The following is a 21,700-nucleotide window of genomic DNA, read 5'->3' as shown; positions in this document are numbered from 1 at the left end:
CGGGCCGCGCATCGGCGAAATCACCGGCCTTGTAACACGGACGAAATCGCACGTTGCGAAAAGTCCCTTCCGTCCCGGGTCCCGTGAACGCGAGACTCGTGCCCATGGTTGATGCACAAGCAGTGCAAGAACCTTGGGGGCACTCCCGGGAGCTGGCCGTCGTCGACGAGCTACTGCGTTCGGCTGCCGGCGGGCACGGCGGCGCGCTGGTCGTGACCGGCGAGCCGGGGTCGGGGCGGTCGGAGCTCCTGCGCTCGGCGGCCCGGCTGGCCGGCGGATGGACGGTCCTGGCCGCGCCGGGCTACGCCGACGAGGCCGGGATCCCGTTCGCGGGCTTGCGGCGCCTGCTGGGCGGCTCGTCGTGGGAGGCCGTTCGGGCCGCGGCGCGCGAGCGGCCGGTGCTCTGCCTGGTGGACGACGCACACCTGCTCGACCGGCCGTCCTGGGACGCGATCCGGCAGTTCGCCCGGCGGATCGGCGGCAACGAGGTGGCCGTCCTGGCCGCCGCGTCCTTCCCGGCGCCGGGCGGGCTGCCGGTCCTGCCGCTCCGGCCGCTCGACGATCACGCGGCGCACCGGCTCCTGCTGCGCGTGGCGCCCGATCTCTCCGACGCGGTGGCCGCCGGGATCATGGCCGTGGCGGCCGGCAATCCGGCCGCGCTCACCGATTTGGCCGCGGCACTCACCTTGCCCGAGCGGCGGGGATTCGCCCCCATGCCGGTCGGCCTGCCGCCGTCGAGCCTGCTCGGCCAGCGCCTCCGGGCGAGTTTGTCCGCCCTCCCCACGCCCACTCGCGCCGCGCTGCTCACCCTGGCGCTCTCCACCAACTTTTCCGATTTATCGGATTTGTCGCCCGCAGAGGCCGCCGGTCTCGTCTCGATCTCCCCCTGCGGAAGCGTCCGATTCGTCCCGCCCGTCCTGCGCTCGGTGATCTGCGCGGACTCGACGCTCGAGGAGCGCCGCCTGGCCCACCTCACCCTGGCCCGGCACACCACCGGCCTCTCCTCCCTCACGCACCGCGCCGCCGCCGCTCTTCCCACCCGAGATCCCGCGCTTTCCCGCGAGCTCGTCCTGGCCGCCGCCACTGCCGCGCCTCCGCTTGCCGCACTTTCCTTCCGGTACGCCGCGGAGCTCGCCGACGATCCGGCCGGTCCACTGCTCGCGGCCGCCCGCTCGTTCTGGCTAGCCGGCCGCCCCGACGAGGCCGTCCCCCTACTGCACCGCGCCGCCACCCACGCCGCGGCCGACGGCCCGCCCGGCCAATGGCCCGACGAGTCGCCCTCACTGCCCCAGGCTGCGGTGCGGGCGCGGGCTCGCGGGCTGCTCGCCGAGATCGGGCTGCGTGGTGACCCGCTGCCGGCCCGTGACGCCCTGCTCGACGTGGCCGCCGAACTGTTGCCGGTCGACGTCCCGGGCGCGCTGTCGGCGCTGCTGCTGGCCGGTGAGGCGTGCTGCCGGGCGGGCGATCCCGGCCGGTACATCGCGCTCGTGCGCCGTCTCGAGGCGCCCGGGCCCTCGCCCGCCGCCGCCCTCGCCTACCGGCAGGTGGTGGGCGTCGCGGCGCTGTTGCGGGGCGACGACGAGGCCGCGTTCGCGCAGTTCCGGGCCGTCCTCGCGCTGGCGGCCCGGGTCGACGACCCGGCGCTGCTGGTGGCGGCCGCGATGGCCGGGATCATGGTGGGCCAGGATCGCCGGGGAGCGTCGCTGGCCGGCCGGGCCGCCGCCCTGGCCGCCGCCGGTGGGGCGTTCGCCCTGGTGCCGGCGGCACTGGAAGCGACCGCGTATGCCGAGCTCGCGGCCGGGCGGTACGACGCCGCCACCACGGCCGCCCTCGACGGCGCTGCCGCCGCCCGCCGGTACGGCCGCCTCGACCTCGCCGACAGCCTGCTGGCGCTGCTCGCGGTGCTGGCAGGGCTGGTCGGCGACCGGCCGACCGGGGAGCTGCGCTGCCGCGAGGCCACGGCCCGCCACCAGGAGGCCCGCGACCTCACGGACTGGGCGTACGCCCTGCTCGATCTGGTCGAGGGACAGCCCGCCCGGGCCGCGTCGCGCCTCGCCGCGATCGTCGCTGCCCCGCCCGGCCGGGGGTCGGCCGTCTTGCGGGTGGCCGTCATCCCGCACCTCGTCGAGGCCGCCGGCGGGCCGTCGTCTGTCCCGCGCCTCGTCGAGCCCGCCGGCGCGGAGTCCTCGCTCGACGCGCCGGCCCTGCTGTTCGACCGGTGGGCGTCGCGCACCGGGGAAGCGCCCTGGCTCGCCATGCGGTCCCGGTGCCGCGCGCTGCGGACCGGCGACGCGGTGGCCGCCGACGACCACTTCCGGGAGGCGCTGCGGCAGCACGACGCCGGCTTCGCGCGGGCGCACACCGAGCTCCTCTACGGCCGCCACCTGCGCCGGGGCCGCCGTCACCTGGAGGCCCGGGACCACCTGCGGCAGGCGGCTGGAACATTCCAGCTCCTGGGCGCCGGGCCGTGGGCCGCGCAGGCCGTCCGCGAGCTGCGGGCCGCCGGGGAGCGCGTCGCGGCCCTGACCAGCGCGCCGTGGGGCAGCCCGCCGTGGGGCAGCCCGCCGTGGGGCAGCCCGCCGTGGGGCAGCCCGCCGTGGGGCAGCCAGCCGGGCAGCCAGCCGGGCAGCCTGGCGTCGGGCCGCCAGCCGGGCCGCCTGGCGGAAGGCCGCGAGCGAGGCCGCCTGGCGGAGGGCCGCGGGCCGGGCCGCCTGGCGGAGGGCCGCGAGCCGTCACCGGGCGCACCGGCGATCCCGGCGCTGACCGCGCAGCAGGAGCGCATCGCCGGGCTGGTCGCCGACGGCGCCACCAACCGCGAGGTCGCCCAGCAACTGCATCTGAGTCCCCGCACCGTCGACCACCACCTGCGCAACGTCTTCGCCCGGCTCGGCGTGCGATCCCGTACGGAACTGGCCCGGGTCTTGCGGGATTGACGTCTCCAATGTGGACGCTTATGGTGATCCGCGGGGCGGTGCTTGGAGGACTAGAGCATGCGCCGACCGCGGGTCAAGCCCGAGCACGCGACGTTCCGCACCGCCGACGGCCGCATCCGGCTCGGCGGCAGTGTCCACGGCATAGCGGCCGAGGTCGCCGACACCACGGGCGCGATCTGGACCATGCTCCGCGCGGCGGACGGTAGCCGTACACCCGAAGAGATCTCCGACGTCGTGCTGGCGGCGCACCCGGATGAGCAAGCGATCGCGGTGCGCGCGGCCTTGGATCAGTTCGCCGACGCCGGCTACCTCGATGACGCGGCGGCACCCCCGCCACCGGAGCTGACCGAGCGGGACGTCGAACGCCACGGCAGCGCGCGGATGTTCTACCGCTGGATCGACCTGCGCCCTGGCGGCGACGGCTGGGGCCCGCAACTGCGGCTCAAGCGGGCCCGGGTCGTGGTCGTCGGCGTCGGCGGCACCGGTGGCAGCGCGGCCCTGGCACTCGCCGGCAGCGGAGTCGGGCGGCTCCACCTCGTGGACGGCGACACGGTCGAGCTGTCCAATCTCAACCGCCAGTTGGTCTTCCGCGAGGCCGACATCGGGCGCCCCAAGGCCGAAGCCGCGGTCGGCCAGCTCCGCGAGCGCAACCGGGACATCGAGATCACCGGCGAGACCACGCGGATCGGCGGCGTGGGCGACCTGCGACGGCTCGCCCGGGTGCACGACGTGCTGGTGCTCTGCGCCGACCAGCCACCGGAGATCCGCTCGTGGGCGAACCGGGCCTGCCTCGACGCCGGGACCCCCTGGGTGGACGCCGGCTACCACGGGCCGGTGCCGAAGGCGACGGCCTACCGGCCAGGGCTGGGCGCCTGCTACGAGTGCCGCCAGAGCAGCCTCCGGGCGACGCTGCGCGAGATCGTGCCCGCGGCCGCCGAGACCCTCGAGCGGGGTGCCTTCAACGCGGTGATCGCGCCGACCGCCGGGCTCTCCGGCCACCTCGCGGCCCACCTGGCACTCGGCATCATCACCGGCGTCCCCGCGATCGAATCGGGCCAGCGGCAGGCGGTGGGCCTGCTCACGGACGCCGACGACGGCACCACCCACTGCGCCCGCGACCCGCACTGCTTCGCCTGCGGTGAGCCGTCGTGACGGCCGGGCTGATCGCGGGTGGGACCCGGGTGCGCCTGCACGACCTGAGCATGCGGGCCGACGGCGACGAGTGGATCGTCGGGCGGGTCGAGACCGGCGACTTCATCGCCGTGCCGGCGCTGGCCTGCGAGATCCTGCGCCTGCTGGGCGAGGGTCTGACCATCGATTCCGTACGGGATCGGGTGCGCGCGGCCACCGGTGAGGACGTGGACGTCGCGGGATTCGCGGGCTCGCTGATGGAGCTCGGCTTCGTGGCGGAGGTCGACGACGAACGGCTCGACGGCGCGGAGCCCCCGCGGTCGACCCTGCCGTGGCTGCGGCCGGCCCACGTTCGCTGGCTGCTGACGTGGCCGACGGCGGTGGCCGTGGCCGTGCTCGTGCTCGCGGCCGTGGTCGCCGTCGCGTGGCGGCCCTCGCTCGCGCCGCGCTACGGCGACCTGCTCTGGACCTCGCGGGGCAGCTTCGTGCTGGCCGCCTCGGCGATCACCGCCTGGCTCATCATCGGGCTGCACGAGCTGGGGCACCTCGCGACCGCCCGCGCGGTGGGAGTGCCCGGCCGGATGTCGCTGAGCACGCGGCTGCTCTTCCTGGCCGCGCAGACCGACGTGAGCGGCATCTGGGCCGCGCCCCGCTGGACCCGGATCGTGGTCTACCTGTCCGGAATCGCGGTCAACCTGGCGGTGGCCGCGGCCGGCGTGCTCGTGCGGGTGTGGGCCGCGCCGGGGACGCTGCCGGACCGCCTGGCCGCGGTGACCACCATGACCGCGCTGGTGCTGCTGGTGTCGCAGTTCTTCGTTTTCATGCGGACCGACCTCTATTTCGTGCTGCAGGACCTCAGCGGCTGCCGCAACCTGTTCGCGGACGGGTCGGCGTACGCGCTGTGGTGGGCCCGTCTCCGTCGCGGGCCGGACCCGAGCCCCGCTCTTCCGGCGCGGGAACGCCGGGCGGTCCGCTGGTACACCGTGCTGCTCGTGGTGGGCAGCGCCATCAGCCTGGGTGTCGCCTTCACGGTCACCGTTCCGGTCGCCGTCACCCTCATCGCCGATGCCGTCACGAGCCTGGCCCACCCGGCCACCGCGGCGGCCCGGCTGGACGCCGCCATCACGATCACGCTGATCGGCGGTTTCTGGATCGTCTGGGGCCGATCCTGGTGGGCGCGTCACGGAGGCCGCGTCCGCTCGTACGCCCGGCGCCGACTCGCCGGCCGGGCGCGGATCTCACCCCCGGAGGAGGTGAACAGAGATGACGACGATCGTGATCCGTAAGTTGGACAAGGTCGAGACGACCCAGGAGTGCGGAACCTCCTCCTGACGTCTCATCCGGCCGTCGCCGCCGCGTCCACCCCCCGGGCGTGGCGGCGACTCGTCATCGATCGAGGTGCCCCTTCAGCGGTGCAAGATCGTCGGCCCGCACGCGAACCTCACCACTGTCCCGGACCGCGGCGTGCACCAGGCGGACCGCGTAGGCGACCAGGTCGGGGGCCTCGCGCTGCAGGAAGTGCGCGGAGTCGTCGGCGACGATCAGGGGCGTGCCCATCTCCCCGGCGAGCCGGCGCTGGCTCACCCGCCACAGATCCTCCGCGGCGGGGTGAGGCGGCGGGCCGCTGTTCCTCTTGCCGTGGGTCCGCACCAGCACGGCGGCGGGCACGGCCGGAACGGACGCCGACAGCACCTCCACGTTCCCCGTGACGATGTCCAGCTCGGTGGCGCCGGGCTCGTCCCCGTCCAGCATGGGCTCATCGCTCGGCTCCAGGTGGAACTGCGGAAGCGCACCGTCCACAATGACCAGCCCCGCCACCCGCCGCGGATGGGCTCCCGCGAGCGCACGCACGATGAGCGCGCCGAACGAGTGGCCCACCAGCACCACCGGGCCGGTCACCCCGTTGTCGTCCAGCAGCCGCACCAGCTCGTCCGCGAAGCCGCGGTACGACAGCGGCGGATTCGGGGCGGGCCGCGCCGGCACACCGCCGATGCCCGGCCGGTCGTACGCGATCGTCTCCAGATCCTTCAACCGATCGCGCACCCCGTCCCAGTTCTCGCTGCGGGTGCCGAGGGCGGAGACGAAGACGATCGGCGGTCGGACTCCCGGCGCAACCTGGAACGTCATCCACGAACAATATCGACGATCAGCAGCGGCCGCGCTCCTCTCCGCTGTCGCCGGCGCCCTTTCTCCATGTTTACTCCGATTTTCGCAGTCGCCGGCGCCATCCTCGGACCGGCGCGACGCGCGCATGGTGAAGGGCCGCCGATGGTCGCGGCGGCCGGCGGGCGACCCAGTGACGGCCGGCTATGGGTTGTCGCGTCTGAGACCGTTAACAACGCTCCCGCTCGATGGTTGATCGGCGGGCGGACCGCCGAAACCTGGCAGATACACCCTGGACACCATCCACCACCTCCGGAAACGCTGTCAAGGTGCGGTTTTTCCACGTCAGGGCGACCGGGGATCAATGTCACGAACCCGTAACGCCGGTGTAGCTGGGCCTTGACAGCGCGTGCGCGGCGCACGCATGTTTGCGTTCACAATTTCGGCTCGCCAAGCGCAGTATGCGGCGGTTCAGCCGCCCGCTCCCCCGGGTTCCCCTCACCCAGCGCAAAGGACGATTTCGCATGAAGGCACGTCGCAGGATCACCGTTGCGGCCACGGCCGCCGCGGCGGCGGTTGCTCTCACCGCCTGCAGCACCGGCTCCAACTCGGGCTCCACCAGTGACGACAGCTCGGCGGCGCCGGTCGCCACCGCCCTGGGCTCCGCCAACGCCGGCGGCGTCCCGGCGGCGATCACCGCGGCCGGCGGCACGGAGCTGCTCACCACGGCCAAGCCGGACGGCGTCTCGGCCCAGTACGGGCCGATGTGCAAGGGCTCCGACCTGGGCATCGCCAAGATCGACTTCACCAAGGACACGATCGGCTGGGCGCAGTCCGAGAAGGAGGCGAACCCCTTCCGCATCGCGTCGACGAAGTCGCAGATCGAGGCGGCGAAGGCGAAGGGGTGGAAGCTGCTCACCACGAACGCCCAGTCGAACGTGCAGCAGGAGAACACCGACATCAAGGGCATGATCGACAAGGGCGCCAAGGCGATCATCTTCTCGCCGATCAACTCGACCGGCCTCGGCGACGCGATCGCGTACGCCAAGTCGAAGAAGGTTGCCATGATCCCGGTCGACCGGAACATCACCGGCGTCCAGGGCTGCAAGGACGTCGGCCCGCAGCTCGGCTCGGACTTCGTGGAGCAGGGCCGCCGCGCCGCGGACGCGATGATCAAGGCAACCGGCGGCAAGGCCAAGCTGGCGATCCTGCTCGGCGCCACCGGCGTGAACGTCACCGACGACCGCACCGCGGGCTTCCTCGACCAGCTCAAGGCCAAGAACGCCAGCGGCATCGAGGTCGTCTTCCAGCAGACCGGCGACTTCACCCGGGAGAAGGGCAAGAGCGTCACCGAGACGATGCTGCGGGCCCACCCGGACGTCAACGCCATCTACGCCGAGAACGACGAGATGGGCCTGGGCGCGCTGGCCGCGCTCGACGACGCCGGCAAGTCCGGCACCAAGAACGTCCACATCGTCTCGATCGACGGCACCAAGGGCGCCGTGCAGGCCATCGTCGACGGCAACTTCGACGCCGTGATCGAGTCCAACCCGGCGTTCGGCCCGGCCTCGCAGGCCGCGCTCGAGGCGTACGTGAACGGCGACGGCGCCCCGGCGGTGACCATCACGACCGACAACCAGTACGACAGCTCCAACGCCGCCGAGGCTCTGAGCTCGGGCAAGGCCTACTGATGACCACGCCGGTGTTGGCTGTCACGTCGGCCAGTAAACGGTTCGCCGGAGTACGCGCGCTTGAGGATGTCTCCATCGAGTTGCACGCGGGCTCGGTGCACGCGCTGGTCGGCGAGAACGGGGCCGGTAAGTCGACGCTGATCAAGCTGATCACCGGCGTGTATCAGCTGGACAGCGGATCTGTTCGGCTGCGGGGCGAGGAGGTGGCCTTCGACTCGCCCCGCAGCGCACAACGGGCCGGGATCGCCACCATCTACCAGGAGGTGCATCTCGCGCCGCAGCTGAGCGTGGCCCGGAACTTCTTCCTCGGCCGCGAGCCGACCCGGTTCGGCTCGCTGGACCTCAAGCGGATGAACCGGAACTCGGCGGAGGCGCTGCGGCGGTACGGGATCGTCGCGGACGTCAAGCGCCCCCTCGGCGAGCTCGGCCTCGGCATCCAGCAGATGGTCGCGATCGCCCGCGCGGTCGAGACCGACGCCAGCGTCGTGATCATGGACGAGCCGACGTCGTCGCTGGAGCCGCGCGAGGTCGACCTGCTGCTCGACCTGGTCGCCCAGCTCAAGGCCAAGGACGTCGCGATCGTGTACGTCTCGCACAAGCTGGACGAGGTCTTCCGGGCCTGCGACACGATCACCGTGCTGCGCGACGGCAAGCTGGTCTCGACGGGACCGACCAGCGAGCTGACCCGCCGGCAGCTGATCTCCCGGATGCTCGGCCGGGACGCGGCCGAGCTCGACGAGAGCGGCCGTACGCGCCTGGGCCGGCGCGAGCTGGAGGACGGCGAGCCCGTGCTGCGGGCCGAGCACCTCAACCGGCGGCTGATCCTCGAGGACGTGTCGGTGGTCGTGCGGCCGGGCGAGGTGGTCGGCCTGGCCGGCCTGCTCGGCTCGGGCCGCAGCGAGACCGCGAAGGCGATCTTCGGCGCGCTGCCGCTGGACTCGGGCGACATCAGCGTGGACGGCAAGCCGCTCACGCACCAGACGCCCGCCTCCCGGATCCGGCAGGGCGTGGCGATGCTCCCCGAGGACCGCAAGGCCGAGGGGCTCATCCCGGACATGTCCATCCGGGACAACATCGGCCTGGCCGCGCTTCCCCAGCTCACCCGGTCGGGCCTGGTCTCCCGCAAGCGGGTCGACGACATCGTCAAGACGTTCATGACCCGGCTGCGGATCAAGGCGGCGAGCCCGCTGCAGCGCGTGAGCGAGCTGTCCGGCGGCAACCAGCAGAAGGTGCTGCTGGCCCGCCTGCTCTGCCTGAACCCGCGGGTGCTGCTGCTGGACGAGCCGACCCGGGGCATCGACGTCGGGGCCAAGGCCGAGGTGCAGGCCCTGGTCGCGGAGCTGGCCGAGAAGGGGATGGCCGTGGTGCTCATCTCCAGCGAGCTCGAGGAGGTGGTGGAGGGCTCGGACTCGGTCGTGGTGCTGCGCGACGGCGCCCAGCTCGGCCGTCTCGTCGGCGACGACATCACCGAGGACAAGATCATGGACCTGATCGCGGACGCCGCGTCCGAGCAGATAGAGGCGTCGGAGCAGATAGAGGCCGAGAAATGACGACCCTGGCCGCCAACCTCCGCGACCGTACGGCGATCGCCGCCTGGACGCGCGAGCACGGCGTGTACCTGGCCCTGCTGGTGCTGGTCGTGTTCAACGCGATCGCCACCCCCAACTTCCTCACGGTGGACACCGTGCAGCTGCTGTTCTCGCAGGTGCCACCGGTGATCATCGTGTCGCTGGGAATGGCCCTGGTCATCGGCACCGGCGGCGTCGACCTGTCGGTCGGCTCGATCATGGCGATCGCCAGCGCGGTGCTGGCGAAGTTCGTGACCGGCGGCTCGCCGATCGGCGTCGCGATGCTCGCGGCCGTGGCCGCCGGCCTGCTGGTCGGCGTCTTCAACGGCCTGGTCGTGGCGATCGCCCGGGTGCAGCCGATCGTCGCCACGCTGGGCGTGCTGGTGGCCGGCCGGGGCATCGCCCTGGTCATCACCGGTGGCGCCCTGGTCGAGCTGTTCGTCCCGGTCTTCAAGGACATCCGGCTCGGCAAGTTCCTCGGCATCCCGTACGTGATGATCGTGGCGGCCCTGCTCGCGGTGGCGGTGTCGTTCCTGGTGCGCCGCACCGCCTTCGGATACCGGCTGCTCGCCGTCGGCGGCAACCGGCGGGCCAGCGTGCTGGCCGGCCTGCCGGTGCGCCGCACGCTGGTCGTGGTCTACGCGATCTCGGGCACGCTGGCCGCGGTGGCCGGCGTGATCGCGACCGCCCGGCTGCGAGCCAGCGACCCCTCCTACATCGGCCTGCTGATGGAGCTGACCGCGATCACCGCGGTGGTCGTCGGCGGTACGTCGCTGACCGGCGGTCGGGTGCGGATCCTCGGCACGGTCACCGGCGCGATCCTCATCCAGCTGCTGGAGACCACGCTCGTCTCGCACAACGCGCCCGACTCGGTGGCCCGCATGGTCGAAGCACTGATCATCATCGCGGCCGTCTACATTCAGCGACCGGCAAGGAGTTCACGGTGACCGCCCCCGCCCCCGCGACCAAGCAACCACCGGTGGCGGTCGCCGCCGACCACGGTGGCCGGGAGGCCGCGCGCGCCCGGGCCCGGGCGCTGACCTCGCTGATCTCGCGCAACGGCGCGGTGGCCGTGCTCGTGCTGGTGGTGCTGCTCGGCGCGCTGCTGGTGCCGAGCTTCGGCAAGCCCGACAACCTGCGCAACGTGGCCCTCGCCGCCTCGTTCATCGGGATCATCGCGGCCGGCATGACCTTCGTGATCATCTGCGGCGGCATCGACCTGTCGGTCGGCTCGACGTACGCCCTCGCGACGATCATCAGCGCCATGTACGCCCCGCGCGGCTCGTTCATAGCGGTCGGGTACGCGCTGCTCGCGGCCGGGCTCGTCGGCCTGATCCAGGGGCTGATCATCGCGCGGCTGCGGCTGCCCGCGTTCATCGTGACGCTGGCCGGCCTCACCGGCGTCCGCGGCCTGGTCTACTACATCACCAACGAGGGCAACGACCACCCGCAGATCGAGGGCTTCCGGGCCTTCGAGACGCTCGGCACCGGCTCGCTGGCGACCATCGGCACCCCGGTGTGGATCATGCTGGTGGTGTTCGCGATCGGCTGGTGGGTGCTCAATCGCACCCCATTCGGACAGTCCGTTCAGGCAGTGGGTGGCAACCAGGGCGCCGCGGAGCTGATGGGCTTGCCCGTCAAGCGCACGCAGACCATCGTGTATGTCGTGAGCGGCCTGTGTGCCGGCCTCTCCGGCATTCTCACCACGGCGCTCTCCGGCGGCGGCCAGGAGGCGCGGATCGGTGACGCTTACGAACTGTCCGCCATCGCGGCCGTGGTGATCGGCGGGACCCTGCTCTCCGGCGGCGTCGGCTCGATGGTCGGCACCCTCGCCGGCGTGCTGCTGCTGTTCGTGATCCAGAACCTGATCGTGCAGGGCGCCAACCTCAACTCGTACGTGCAGCAGGTCGTCTCCGGCGGATTCCTGCTGGTGGTCGTCATCCTCCAGGCGGTACTGAGCCGCCGAGCGGGCACGGCCGACACATGATCCCTGGCCCCCCGCCCCAGCGCGGGCCGGTGATGTCCGATGTCGCGGCCCGCGCCGGCGTCTCGCACCAGACCGTCTCGAGGGTGCTCAACGGGCACCCGCACGTGTCGGCCACCACCCGCACCCGTGTGCTGGCCGCGATCGCCGAGCTCGGCTACCGGCGCAACCTGTCGGCCCGGGTGCTGGCGACCGGCCGGTCCAACGTGATCGGCGTGGTGGCCCAGAACACCACGCTGTACGGACCGTCCAGCATGGTGCAGGCCATCGGCGAGGCGGCGCTCGGCGCCGACCTGTCGCTGACCGTCGGGCACGTGGCGGGGTACGACGCCACCGCCGCGTCCCGCCGGATCGTCGAGCGGCTCGTCCAGCAGGGCGCGGCCGGCCTGGTCTTCATCGCCCCCGTCGACGCGGCCGCCGAGGCGATGCGCCTGGTGCCGGGCGGGGTGCCGATCGTGACCGTGGACGGGCTGCCCGAGTGGCAGTCCGCGAACGTCTCGGTCGACCAGTACACCGGCGGGCTGCTCGCCACCCGCCACCTGCTCGAGGCCGGCCACCGCACGGTGTGGCACGTGGCCGGTCCCGAGCCGTGGCACGGCAGCCGCGCCCGCGAGGAGGGCTGGCGGGCCGCGCTGGCCGAGGTGGGCGCGGTGGCGCCGCCCATGCCGCGGGCCGGCTGGTCGGCCGCGTCCGGCTACCAGTGCGGGCGGATGCTCGCCCGGATCCCGGACTGCACCGCGATCTTCGCGGCCAACGACCACGTGGCGCTGGGCATCATGCGGGCCATGGCCGAGCAGGGCCGCCGCATCCCCGAGGACGTCAGCCTGGTCGGCTTCGACGACGTGCCCGAGGCCGGGTACTTCCATCCGGGGCTGTCCACCGTGCGGCAGGAGTTCGCCGAGGTGGGCCGGCAGGCGGTGCGGCTGCTGCTCGACCAGCTCGCCACCGGGACGAGCTCGGCGGAGTCGGCGCTGGTCGAGCCGGTGCTCATCCCCCGGGCCACGGTGGCGCCGCCGGGCAACCAGGAGAAGGCATGAGGGATCTGCTCCGCGAGGTGCTGGAGGCCAACCGCCGCATCCCCGCCGCCGGCCTGGCCACGCTGACCTGGGGAAACGTATCCGGTGTCGACCGCGGAGCCGGGGTGTACGTGATCAAGCCGTCGGGCGTGCCGTACCACGAGCTCGACGTGGAGAGCCTGGTCACCGTGGAGATCGAGACCGGGCGGGTGGTCGGCGGCTCGCTCCGGCCGTCCGTCGACAGCGAGACCCACCGGGTGCTCTACCAGGCGTTCCCGTCGATCGGCGGGATCACCCACACGCACTCCACCTCCGCGGTCGCGTTCGCCCAGGCCCGGCGGGACATCCCGGTGCTCGGCACCACGCACGCCGACACCTTCGACGGGCCGATCCGCTGCACCCGCGACCTCACCCCGGCCGAGTGCGAGCGCGACTACGAGCGCAACACCGGCGTGGCCATCCTCGACACCCTGGACGGCGAGTGCGACGCGGTGCCGGCCGTGCTCGCCGCCAGCCACGGCCCGTTCACCTGGGGCGCCACCGCCATGGCGTCGCTGGAGACGGCGATCGTGTGCGAGGCGGTCGCCGAGATCGCCCTCCGCACGCTCAGCCTCGACCCGTCCGCCGCTCCCCCGGCCCACCTGATCCGCCGGCACCACACCCGCAAGCACGGCCCGGACGCGTACTACGGAAACCTCTCGGAACGAGGATGAGCATGAATCCTTTCGACGGCCGCGAGATCTGGTTCCTCACCGGAAGCCAGGGCCTCTACGGCGAGGACACGCTCGCCCAGGTGGCGGCGCAGTCGCAGCAGGTGGTCGCGCAGCTCGACGGTTCCGCCGACATCCCGGCGCCGATCGTGTGGCGGCCCGTGCTCACCGACTCGGCCGGCATCAAGGCCGTGATGATCGCCGCGAACGCCGACGACCGCTGCGTCGGGGTGATCGCCTGGATGCACACGTTCTCGCCCGCCAAGATGTGGATCAGCGGGCTGGAGGCGCTGCGCAAGCCGCTGCTGCACCTGCACACCCAGGCGCACCGGGAGCTGCCCTGGTCGACCATCGACATGGACTTCATGAACCTCAACCAGGCCGCGCACGGCGACCGGGAGTTCGGCTACGTGCAGACCCGGCTCGGGGTGGCGCGCACGACGGTGGCCGGGCACGCGTCCGAGCCGCGGACGGCGTCCCGCGTCGGCGAATGGGTGCGCGCGTCCGTCGCGGTCGCGACCATGCGGTCGCTGCGGCTGGCCCGCTTCGGCGACAACATGCGCGACGTCGCGGTCACCGAGGGCGACAAGGTGGAGGCCGAGCGGCATTTCGGGGTCTCGGTCAACACGTACGGGGTGAACGACCTGGTCGCCGTGGTCGATGCGGTGCCGGACACGGCCGTCGACGAGCTCGTCGCGGAGTACTCGGACCTCTACGAGCTGGCGCCGTCGTTGCGCAAGGACGGCGACCGGCACGAGTCGCTGCGCTACGGGGCACGCATCGAGGCCGGGCTCCGCCAGTTCCTTTCCGCCGGCGGTTTCGGGGCGTTCACGACGAACTTCGAGGATCTCGGCGGGCTGCGGCAGCTGCCCGGGCTCGCGGTGCAACGGCTGATGGCCGACGGGTACGGATTCGGCGGCGAGGGCGACTGGAAGACGTCGATGCTGCTCGCCACCTTCAAGGCCGCCGCGTACGGCCTGCCCGGCGGCACCTCGTTCATGGAGGACTACACGTACCACCTCGGGCCGGGGCCGCAGCGGATCCTCGGCGCGCACATGCTCGAGGTCTGCCCGTCGATCACCGCCGGCACTCCCTCTCTGGAGATCCACCCGCTGTCGATCGGTGGCCGTGAGGATCCCGTACGCCTGAAGTTCTCGGCCGCGCCGGGCCCGGGCGTGGTCGTCGGGATGTGTGACATGGGCGACCGCTTCCGGCTCGTCGGCAACGTCGTGACCCTGGTGCCGCCGGACGCCGAGCTGACCGCGCTGCCGGTCGCCTCCGCGGTCTGGGAACCGGCCCCCGACCTGCCCACCTCGGCCGAGTGCTGGCTGATGGCGGGCGGTCCGCACCACACCGTGCTGAGCACCGCGCTCGGTGTCGCCGTCGTCGACCAGTTCGCCGAACTCACCCGTACGGAATTGGTGATGATCGATGAGGCGAGCACTCCCTCGTCGATCCGCCGCGAACTCCGCTGGAACGCCGCGTATCAGCTGCTGGCGGGCGGGCTGCGGTGACCATATATCCTGCCCGCAACAGGCGGATGCGGGGTGTCGGTGAACGTGAAACGCGGACGGCCGCCGGGCATGATGGACGTCGCCCGGCTGGCGGGGGTGTCGCACCAGACCGTCTCGCGTGTGCTCAACGAGCACAAGAACGTGAGCGAGCAGACCCGGCTGAAGGTGCGGGCGGCCATAGCCGAGCTGGGCTACCGGCCCGATCGAGCGGCTCGTGCGCTGGTCACGGGCACGTCCAAGGTGATCGGCGTGGTCGCGCAGAACTCGTCGCTGTACGGGCCGGCGTCGATGCTGACCGCGTTCGAGGAGGCCGCCCAGGCGACCGGCTTCGCGGTCAACGTGGGCAGCGTGCGCAGCCTCGACGAGCGGTCCATCACCGAGGCCGTCGAGCGCCACCTCGACCAGCGGGTCGCCGGGCTCGTCGTGATCGCGCCGGTGGCCAGCGCCGGGCCCGCCCTCGAGCACCTGCCGGCCGACGTGCCGCTGGTCACGATCGACGGCGATCCGGAGCGGTCCAGCACGCTGGTGACCGTCGACCAGGTGGCCGGCGCGCGCGCCGCGACCCAGCGGCTGCTCGACGCGGGGCATCGCACGGTGTGGCACATCTCCGGGCCGTCCGACTGGTTCGACGCGGCCGGGCGGGTACGCGGCTGGGAGGACACGCTGACCGAGGCCGGCGTGGAGATCCCGCCGCTGCTGACCGGGGACTGGAGCGCGGCATCGGGCTACCGCAACGGCCAGCTGCTGGCGCGCCTGCCCGACGTGACCGCGGTCTTCACGGCCAACGACCACATCGCGCTGGGACTGCTGCGGGCGCTCAACGAGCACGGCCGGCGGGTGCCCGGCGACGTGAGCATCATCGGCTTCGACGATGTGCCGGAGGCGGCCTACTTCACGCCGCCGCTGACGACCGTACGACCCGATTTCGCGGCGGTGGCCATGGCGACCCTGGACCTGCTGATGGCCCAGGTGGAGTCCGGGCCGGCCGGCGTCGGAGCGCGCCGCACCATCGCGCCGGAGCTGATCGAGCGCGATTCGGTGGCCGGGCCGGCCTGAGCCCCGCCGCTGTCGCCGGCAGGGTGGAACTTCGGCACGGAGTCGTCGGCGCGTACGATATTAGATTGATGTTTGTCGATGGCAGTACGCGCGGAATTGTCCGTTGAGACGCGGCTACGACGGCGTCTTGACACGGCTGCTGTGATCGTTAACATTTCTTGAAACAGCGTCGTAACCGTTCAGCAAACTTCCTGTTTGTGAACGTGAACAACGATGCGTGCGGATCCCCCGCCGGGGCCATCAGGGGAGTGATGGTCTCGGCGGGTCCCATGTGGCCGGGTCGCGCGTAAGCTGTTCCGGTGCCGCCGCCGCTGCTTCTGGTCCTCGATGGGAACAGCCTGCTGCATCGTGCCTACCATGCGGCGGCCTTCGGGGAGCTGCTGGCGCCGGACGGTTCGCCGGTCTGGGCGCTGCACGGCCTGGTGGGATACCTGGCGCGTGCCGCCGCCCACCTCTCCCCCGACGCGGTGATCGTCGGGTTCGACTGCCCGGTGTCGTCGGAGCGCAAATCCTGGTATCCGGCGTACAAGGCTCATCGACCGGACAAAGCGGACGCACTCGTGGCCCAGCTCGCGGTGGCGCCGCTGCTGCTGGCCGACTGTGGGGTGTGCACGGTGGTGCCGCCGGCCTACGAGGCCGACGATGTGCTGGCCAGCGCGGCCGCGGCGGCGCGGGCGGCCGGCTGGCAGTCGGTGCTGATGACCAGCGACCGGGACGCGTTCGCGCTGATCGACGAGACCACCTCGGTGCTGCGGGTGCGCAACGGCGGCTTCGACGAGGCCGTGCTCATCGACGAGGCGGCGCTGCCCGCGCTCTACGGCGTCACGCCCGCGCAGTACCGGGATTTCGCGGCGCTGCGCGGAGATCCTTCGGACAACCTTCATGGTGTACGCCAGTTCGGCGCCACAACCGCGAAAAAGCTGCTGGCGGCATTCGGTTCGGTGGAGGCCGCCTGGGAAGCGCCGGCGTCCTCACTCGAGGCCGCCGTCGGGGCGCAGGCAGCGGCCTTCTTCGCCGAGCCCGCCTCCCGGGAGATCGTATCGCGGAACCGGCGGCTCATGAGCATGCGCGGCGATCTCGAGCTGCCCGGGCTGGCGTCGGCGCGGCTCCCGCTCGACTACCTGGTCATGCGGCAGGCGCTGCGGGCACGGGGGATCAATCTCGGGCCGTCGCTGTGGGCGCTGGTGGGTGGCGCGCCCCCGCCGCCGTCCGCACAGGCGGTCGACGAGACGCCGGAGCTGCGGCCGTGGGTCTTCCGGAACGGCCTGTCGGCGCGCCGCGATCCGACGCCCGGTCAACTGTCGCTGTTCTGAGTTTCTGAGGGGGCTCGCTGTGTGGACCTTTGCCGTGGCACGGGACGATCTCGGCAAGACGACCCTGGTCTCCGACGACGACACGCCCTCCCCCGGGCCCGGCGAGGCGCTGCTGCGGGTCGACCGGGTGGGGATGACCGCCAACAACGTGACGTACGCGGTGCTCGGCGAGGCGATGCGGTATTGGCAGTTCTTCCCGTCCCCGATCGGGGCGGAGTGGGGGCTGCCGCCGCTCTGGGGGTTCGCCGACGTGGTGGCCTCGCGGGCGCCGGGCGTGCTCGAGGGGCAGCGCTTCTACGGGTACCTCCCGCCGTCGTCCCATCTGATCGTGCGGGGCGGGCGGGTCGACGACACGGGGTTCCACGACGTCTCGCCGCACCGGGCGGACCTGCCCTCGCCGTACAACTCGTACCGCATCACCACCGGGGACCCCGCCTACCGGCACGACCAGGAGGACCTGCTGATCCTGCTGCGGCCGTTGTTCTTCACGTCGTTCATGCTCGCGGACTACCTGATCGACAACGCGTTCTTCGGGGCGTCGTCGCTGGTCGTGTCGTCGGCCTCGAGCAAGACGGCGTACGGGGCCGCTCTCTCCCTGTACGGGCGCGGGCCGCAGTTGATCGGGCTCACCTCGGCGGGGAATGCCGGCTTCACGCGCTCGCTGGGCTGCTACGACACGGTGCTGCCGTATTCCGATCTCGAGTCCTTGCCGCCTTCGCCCGTGGTCTATCTGGATCTGTCGGGCTCGCCGGATTTACGGCGGGCGCTGCGTGATCGCCTCGGGGCCTCGCTCGTGCGCGACATCGCGGTGGGCCTGACCGGACAAACTTCCAACATCGACACGGCCGACGAGCTGTTCTTCGCGCCGGTGCAGATGAGCAAGCGCCGCCGGGAGTGGGGGCGGGACGAGCTGGACCGGCGCTTCGCCGCCGCCTGGCGGGGGTTCGCCGGCGAGGTGAGCGGATGGCTGCACGTCTCGGTCGGGTCGGGGCCGGCCGGGCTCGTCGACGCCTGGTCGGACGTGCGGGCGGGACGGGTGCCGCCGAGCGTGGGGCGCGTCGTCAAGCTCTGATCCCCATCCTCTGATCCTTATCGGCAAGTGTCTTCACAGATCGACGCGGCTTTATGTAGCGTCGGGTCATGCGCGTCACTCTCGCCGCTCTGCTCGCTTGCGCCCTGCCGTTGACCGCCGCTCCGGCCGCCGCCTCGGCCGCACCTCCCCGGGTGACCCTCGGCAGCGTGATTCCGGCGCCGGTCTCGGTGCACGCCGACGGCTCGACGTTCTCGCTGACGGCCCGGACGGTCATCGAGTCGCCGTCGTCGGCCCGGAACGTCGCCGATCGGCTCGCTTCGGCGCTGCGGCCGGCCACCGGGTATCGACTGCCGATCATGGCTCAAGCCCCGGCGGGCGTGCCGGCGATCGCGCTGGTTCCTGGGCACGCGGGCGGGCAGCTGGGCGCCGAGGGCTACCGGCTGAGTGTGCGCCGGTCGGGGGTCACGCTCCGGGCCAACGAGAACGCCGGGCTCTACGCGGGCGTGCAGACCCTGCGGCAGCTGCTGCCGGCCGCGATCGACGCCGCGACACCGCAGCGGGCCCGGTGGACGGTGCCGGGCGGGGACATCGTGGACTATCCCCGGTTCGGCTATCGCGGGGCGATGCTCGACGAGGCCCGGCACTTCCACACGCCGGACGAGATCAAGGCGTACATCGACGAGCTCAGCCGATTCAAGGTCAACTACCTGCACCTGCACCTCGCCGACGACCAGGGCTGGCGGATCCAGATCGACTCCTGGCCGCGGCTGACCACGGTCGGCGGCGCGCCCGGCACCGGGGTGGACGGGGTCGGCGGCGGATACTTGACCAAGGCCCAGTACCGGGACCTGGTGCGCTACGCGGCCGCGCGGTACGTGACGATCGTGCCGGAGATCGACATGCCGGGGCACGTGAACGCGGCCCAGGTGGCGTATCCCGAGCTGACCTGCGACGGGGTCGCGCCGCCGCCGCGTACCGACACCGACGTCGGCTACAGCTCGCTCTGCATCGGCAAGGAGGTCACGTACAAGTTCGTCGAGGACGTGATCCGCGAGCTGGCCGCGATGACGCCCGGGCCGTACCTGCACATCGGCGGGGACGAGGCGCAGGCGACCACTCCCGCCGACTACTTGACCTTCGAACAGCGGGTGCTGCCGCTGGTCGCGAAGTACGGCAAGACCGCGTACGGCTGGAACGAGATCGCGGCGGCGCCGGCGGCCTCGTCCGCCGTCGCGCAGTACTGGGGTCTGGACACCTCGAACCCGACGCTCGCGGCCGCCGTGGCCAAGGGCACGAAGGTGGTCATGTCGCCGGCCAACAAGGCCTACCTCGACCAGAAGTACGACCCGTCGACCGTGCTCGGCCTGGACTGGGCGGGCTACATCGAGGTGCGGACCGCGTACGACTGGGACCCCGGCACCCTGCTCAGCGACGTGCCGGCGAGCGCGGTGCTGGGCGTCGAGGCGCCATTGTGGTCGGAGACGCTGCGCTCGCTCGACGACATCCAGTTCATGGCGTTCCCCCGGCTCGCGGCGATCGCCGAGCTCGGCTGGTCCCACTCGCACGACTGGGACTCGTTCCGGGCGCGACTCGGAGCGTACGGCTCGCGCTGGGTCGCGCAGGACGTCAACTTCTACCACTCACCCCAGATCGACTGGGCCGGCTAGCTCAGTCGTTCGACACGCGGATTCCACTGTCCCGCAGCTCGGATTCGACACGCAGCCGCTCGAGGTCCCGATCCATGCCCTCCAGCGCATGAAGATGCTCGGTGATGCCGAGCGCCGCGCAGGCCAGCGTCAGTCGTTGGTCGTAGGCATGCTTGACCGCGGCCAGCCAACGGTCGGACTGCGCGACGGTTGGCGATCGGCGCTGCTGGTCAAGGCGGCGGAGGTCGTACGCGATCTGCTCGATCGACGGCACCGTGGTGAGCGGCGGTGCGGCTTTTGAGGGGTTCCGTAGCGCAAGATCGAGTCGGCGCAACGCCGTCTTCTCGCGCCGTCCCCGGCGACGCCACCGGCCCCGCTTCCGCAATCGGTACCAGGACGTCAACGAAGGCATCATCGGTGCACGACCAGGTGCTTTGTGCTCACGGCGGTCCGCCTCTCGGATGCGTTCTGCGCCGGCCCGCCGGCGTACCTATAGGGTCTCTCGGCTGCGGTCGCGTGCAATATCAAGAGCGGACGCCGGACATGTCGGTTCGCCGACTGACTTCGGGCTCCGTTACGCGATGCCGGTTCCGTCACGCGATGCCGGCTCCGTTACGCGATGCCGGCCAGGGCGGCTATCGCGTCGAGCTGGAGGCTCAGGCCGATGGCGAACTGCTCGTCCCAGTCGCGGGCGGCCTGGTAGGGGTCGAGCTCGGCGGTGATCGGGGCGCGCGGGCCGAGCGGTGGGCGCCACTCGGCGCCGGCGGCGCGGCCCTGCTGCTCGACGACCAGGTAGCCGATCACGTAGCCGCCCCACGTGCGGTGGGCGTCGAGCAGCGCGGAGCCGCTGAGGCCGGCCCGTTTGAGCGCGCCGTACTGCGCCTCGAGGGTCGCCGCGGCCCGCTCGTGGCGGCTCGGGCGGGACAGCAACACGGGCAGCAGGCGCGGGTGGGCGTTGACCATGTCGCGGTACTGGTGGCTGAGGACGGTCAGGTCGGCCCGCCAGTCGCCGGTCGGCGCCGGGGGCTCGGGCGCGATCGTGGCCAGGACCTCGTCGAGCAGCTCGGTCTTGCTCGCGAAGTGGTGATAGAGCGCCATGCCCTCGACACCCAGCGCGCGGCCCAGCTTGCGCATCGACAGAGCTTCCAGTCCCTCCCCGTCGACCATGGCGATCGCCGCCTCGACGATTGCGGCACGGCTCAGCATCTTTACACCGTAAAGGAGCGCGCTTTACGGTGTAAAGATGCGAGAGAAGTACGGAATCGACGCGCCCGGGGTCGTGCGAACCTTCGCCGCGCTGGGCGTCGTGCTGACCGTGGTCAGCGGCTTCGTCTACGCGCTCGCGAATGCTTGGTGGGCGTACGTGATCGCCACGGTGCTGCTGCTCACCGCTCTCACCCTCCTGACCCAGTCGCTGTGGATGGTCTACAGCAGCCTCGTCGGCAAACGGCGCGTGTGGGAGCGTGCCCTCGCCGACCTCCCCCTGCGCGGCGACGAGCGGGTCATCGAGGTCGGCCCGGGGCGCGGGGCGGTGCTGGTGACCGCCGCCCGCCGGATCCCGTCCGGCCGGCTCGCCGGGGTCGACATCTGGCGACCACAGGACCAGTCCGGCAACGGGCGCGAGGCGCTGCTGGCCAACGCCCGCGCCGCCGGCGTCGCCGACCGAGTCGACGCGCACGACGGCGACATGCGGCAACTGCCGTTCCCGGACAACGACTTCGACCTGGCCCTCGCCAGCCTCGCCATCCACAACCTGCCGCCCGCCGACCGGGCCGGCGCGGTCACCGAGCTGGCCCGGGTCGTGCGCCCCGGCGGCCACATCGTGATCCTCGACTTCGAGGCCACAGCCGGCTACGCGGACGCGCTCCGGGCGGCCGGCGCCTCGGACGTCCGCGTCTCCGGCCTCCACTGGTCGATGCATCCGCCCACCCGCGTGGTGACCGCGGAAGCATCCCGTCCCAGTCGCACCGCTTCCTGAGCTCCACGCGGTGGCCGCTTGAGC

General features: G+C 72.1%; 18 protein-coding genes. 15 read left to right on the top strand and 3 right to left on the bottom strand.

Translation table 11 applies throughout. The features are described 5' to 3' along the window. Positions 1-122 precede the first annotated feature (122 nt). From A3CQ_RS62315 to A3CQ_RS55495, 3 genes are read left to right on the top strand one after another with little or no spacing between them, the layout of a single operon-like run. Positions 123-2,933, top strand: coding sequence for a helix-turn-helix transcriptional regulator (locus A3CQ_RS62315; protein WP_020516186.1), 2,811 nt, complete (start codon positions 123-125; stop codon positions 2,931-2,933). A 57-nt stretch (positions 2,934-2,990) separates the two neighbouring features. Beyond that, a complete protein-coding gene (locus A3CQ_RS0137905) occupies positions 2,991-4,085 on the top strand; it encodes a HesA/MoeB/ThiF family protein (protein ID WP_020516185.1) in 1,095 nt (364 codons plus the stop codon). Then, positions 4,082-5,350, top strand: coding sequence for a M50 family metallopeptidase (locus tag A3CQ_RS55495; protein ID WP_020516184.1), 1,269 nt, complete (start codon positions 4,082-4,084; stop codon positions 5,348-5,350). Before A3CQ_RS0137905 ends, A3CQ_RS55495 begins: the two co-directional genes overlap by 4 nt. A 100-nt stretch (positions 5,351-5,450) precedes the next feature. Here the strand turns inward: A3CQ_RS55495 and A3CQ_RS0137895 are convergent, their stop codons facing one another. Beyond that, the gene (locus A3CQ_RS0137895) at positions 5,451-6,191 is read right to left on the bottom strand and encodes an alpha/beta fold hydrolase (protein ID WP_020516183.1); all 741 of its coding nucleotides are present in this window, start codon (positions 6,189-6,191) and stop codon (positions 5,451-5,453) included. A gap of 500 nt (positions 6,192-6,691) precedes the next feature. Between A3CQ_RS0137895 and A3CQ_RS0137890 the strand changes: the two genes are divergently transcribed. The 11 genes from A3CQ_RS0137890 (at position 6,692) to A3CQ_RS0137840 (ending at position 19,719) form a co-directional block, all read left to right on the top strand. After that, on the top strand, positions 6,692-7,858 hold the full coding sequence (locus A3CQ_RS0137890; RefSeq protein WP_020516182.1) for a substrate-binding domain-containing protein: 1,167 nt from the start codon (positions 6,692-6,694) through the stop codon (positions 7,856-7,858). Further along, entirely contained in the window at positions 7,858-9,408 is a 1,551-nt protein-coding gene (locus A3CQ_RS0137885) for a sugar ABC transporter ATP-binding protein (protein ID WP_020516181.1), read from the top strand. The genes A3CQ_RS0137890 and A3CQ_RS0137885 overlap by 1 nt, the downstream gene beginning before the upstream one ends. Continuing rightward, on the top strand, positions 9,405-10,373 hold the full coding sequence (locus A3CQ_RS0137880) for an ABC transporter permease (RefSeq protein WP_020516180.1): 969 nt from the start codon (positions 9,405-9,407) through the stop codon (positions 10,371-10,373). Before A3CQ_RS0137885 ends, A3CQ_RS0137880 begins: the two co-directional genes overlap by 4 nt. Next, positions 10,370-11,413 (top strand): ABC transporter permease, encoded by a 1,044-nt coding sequence (locus tag A3CQ_RS55490; RefSeq protein ID WP_020516179.1) that lies wholly within the window; start codon positions 10,370-10,372, stop codon positions 11,411-11,413. The genes A3CQ_RS0137880 and A3CQ_RS55490 overlap by 4 nt, the downstream gene beginning before the upstream one ends. A 32-nt stretch (positions 11,414-11,445) precedes the next feature. Continuing rightward, the gene (locus tag A3CQ_RS0137870) at positions 11,446-12,447 is read left to right on the top strand and encodes a LacI family DNA-binding transcriptional regulator (RefSeq protein WP_020516178.1); all 1,002 of its coding nucleotides are present in this window, start codon (positions 11,446-11,448) and stop codon (positions 12,445-12,447) included. After that, entirely contained in the window at positions 12,444-13,139 is a 696-nt protein-coding gene (gene araD, locus A3CQ_RS0137865) for an L-ribulose-5-phosphate 4-epimerase AraD (protein ID WP_020516177.1), read from the top strand. The genes A3CQ_RS0137870 and araD overlap by 4 nt, the downstream gene beginning before the upstream one ends. Beyond that, positions 13,136-14,650, top strand: coding sequence for an L-arabinose isomerase (gene araA / locus A3CQ_RS0137860; protein ID WP_020516176.1), 1,515 nt, complete (start codon positions 13,136-13,138; stop codon positions 14,648-14,650). Before araD ends, araA begins: the two co-directional genes overlap by 4 nt. A 69-nt stretch (positions 14,651-14,719) precedes the next feature. Then, a complete protein-coding gene (locus A3CQ_RS0137855) occupies positions 14,720-15,706 on the top strand; it encodes a LacI family DNA-binding transcriptional regulator (protein WP_020516175.1) in 987 nt (328 codons plus the stop codon). A 299-nt stretch (positions 15,707-16,005) separates the two neighbouring features. After that, positions 16,006-17,019 (top strand): 5'-3' exonuclease, encoded by a 1,014-nt coding sequence (locus A3CQ_RS0137850; protein ID WP_020516174.1) that lies wholly within the window; start codon positions 16,006-16,008, stop codon positions 17,017-17,019. A 34-nt stretch (positions 17,020-17,053) separates the two neighbouring features. Continuing rightward, on the top strand, positions 17,054-18,091 hold the full coding sequence (locus A3CQ_RS0137845) for a DUF2855 family protein (RefSeq protein WP_245577522.1): 1,038 nt from the start codon (positions 17,054-17,056) through the stop codon (positions 18,089-18,091). Between the two features lie 68 nt (positions 18,092-18,159). Further along, positions 18,160-19,719, top strand: a complete 1,560-nt coding sequence (locus A3CQ_RS0137840; RefSeq protein ID WP_020516172.1) for a beta-N-acetylhexosaminidase — start codon at positions 18,160-18,162, stop codon at positions 19,717-19,719. Position 19,720: 1 nt separating this feature from the next. On the opposite strand, the gene A3CQ_RS55485 is transcribed toward A3CQ_RS0137840, so the two are convergent. Next, entirely contained in the window at positions 19,721-20,032 is a 312-nt protein-coding gene (locus A3CQ_RS55485) for a hypothetical protein (RefSeq protein WP_157296819.1), read from the bottom strand. A gap of 278 nt (positions 20,033-20,310) precedes the next feature. After that, positions 20,311-20,904, bottom strand: a complete 594-nt coding sequence (locus A3CQ_RS58115; protein ID WP_020516170.1) for a TetR/AcrR family transcriptional regulator — start codon at positions 20,902-20,904, stop codon at positions 20,311-20,313. 37 nt (positions 20,905-20,941) lie between these two features. Here A3CQ_RS58115 and A3CQ_RS55475 point away from each other — a divergent pair, with 37 nt between their 5' ends. After that, positions 20,942-21,676 (top strand): class I SAM-dependent methyltransferase, encoded by a 735-nt coding sequence (locus A3CQ_RS55475; protein WP_020516169.1) that lies wholly within the window; start codon positions 20,942-20,944, stop codon positions 21,674-21,676. Positions 21,677-21,700: the final 24 nt, after the last annotated feature.

Source organism: Paractinoplanes globisporus DSM 43857 (genome assembly GCF_000379645.1).
Taxonomy (GTDB): Bacteria; Actinomycetota; Actinomycetes; order Mycobacteriales; family Micromonosporaceae; genus Actinoplanes; species Actinoplanes globisporus.
The sequence above is the reverse complement of the archived record's forward strand: the minus strand, read 5'-3'. Positions and strand labels throughout refer to the sequence as shown.